Genomic DNA, 1,332 nt, shown 5'->3' on the forward strand with positions numbered 1-1,332 from the left:
ATGTTATTGAGGTTTCAGCGTAAAGCTACATAACAAGCCATTCAAGCAGGACTTTTAACAGTTGGTTAGGTTCCGCTTCGCTACACATTTTAACCAACAATTAAAAGCCTCTTAATGGGGCGTTAGGTGCTCTATGAATCCAGTCGTCACATTAGGTAGAAAAACTGTCGATTTAAAGTTTAAAGCACTTGGTTTAAAAATAATTCAGGATATTCCAACGGACGACTTCAACCGAATATTAGAATTTCATCTTAATAATGGTTGGATCAAAACCTACGAATACGATGGCTTTGATGCATGGATAGATTACGGTAAAGTTAAACTATCAAATGAAGGTCGTAAATTGAAGTTTGAGTGGGATAATTGGAGTGAAGGTGAAATATCGGGTAAAGCAAAAGACATTGAAGCTTTAGCTGCTAAATTTAAGTTTACTGGAAGAGAAACTCCAAACTGGTGGCCTAAAAGCACCTAACAAGAAAATCAACAAGGACACGTAACAGTTGGCTACGTTTCGCTTCGCTACACAATTTTAGCCAACCATTACTTAGCCTGTTATTTGGGCGTTAGATGATTCTCTATGTCAGGTGATGAAATCACTCAAGTTATTAATCTATTGAACCTTCGCAAGAAAAGCGAAATAGTGAAACTATGCCGTGATCTCACTATTTCATCCGATTCTCTTGCGAAAATATTGTTCTCTGCAAAGACGGGTGTAATAAAACCATATTTATATGCAAATCATTTTGCAGAGATTACTCCTAATGATTTAGAAATAACAAAAGAACAATTAAATGCTTTGGGTCGTGCTAAACCAGGAAAACTAGATGGAAAAGCGCTTAAATGTTCAAATAAAATAGATCAACAATTTAAAACTAGAAAACTTCTTAATATCCATTTACTGTATTTACCAGACAATGATTATTGGCATATTTTTTACTTTAGCCAAAGGGACTATTCTGAAAATAAAAACCACTGGAATTATGGCTCCCATATCCATTACTATTGTAAAGCTCACACCAATAGTGAACTAAATGAGATATGGCAATTATTTACATCGAGTAAGCCTAAACTTCCTAGTGGTGAACATATTAAGTACTCTGATCAGTAGGTGAAAAATCATCTAACAAGGCGTTCAAACGGACAAATAACAGCTGGCTGTTGTTCGTGCCTCACACATTTTAGCCAGCTATTATTTGCCGCTTAACGTGGCGTTATAACCCTAGGATAGTATGAAGAGTATCGTCACTAAATGGATTTTATATTCTTTCTTAGTTGGGCTAATTCCCGTGGTTATTTTAGGTGCTAGTCAAGGAGGGATAGCGCTAAGCCCAA

At 36.1% G+C, this 1,332-nt stretch carries 2 protein-coding genes; both read left to right on the forward strand.

Annotation, left to right across the window (positions count from 1 at the left end; genetic code table 11):
- Positions 1 to 133 precede the first annotated feature (133 nt).
- The gene (locus H4J52_RS03000; protein ID WP_182224200.1) at positions 134 to 472 is read left to right on the forward strand and encodes a hypothetical protein; all 339 of its coding nucleotides are present in this window, start codon (positions 134 to 136) and stop codon (positions 470 to 472) included.
- A gap of 105 nt (positions 473 to 577) precedes the next feature.
- On the forward strand, positions 578 to 1,108 hold the full coding sequence (locus tag H4J52_RS03005; RefSeq protein WP_182224201.1) for a hypothetical protein: 531 nt from the start codon (positions 578 to 580) through the stop codon (positions 1,106 to 1,108).
- The last annotated feature ends 224 nt before the right edge of the window (positions 1,109 to 1,332 follow it).

The sequence above is a fragment of the Colwellia sp. MB02u-14 genome (genome assembly GCF_014076915.1).
Classification (GTDB): Bacteria; Pseudomonadota; Gammaproteobacteria; order Enterobacterales; family Alteromonadaceae; genus Colwellia_A.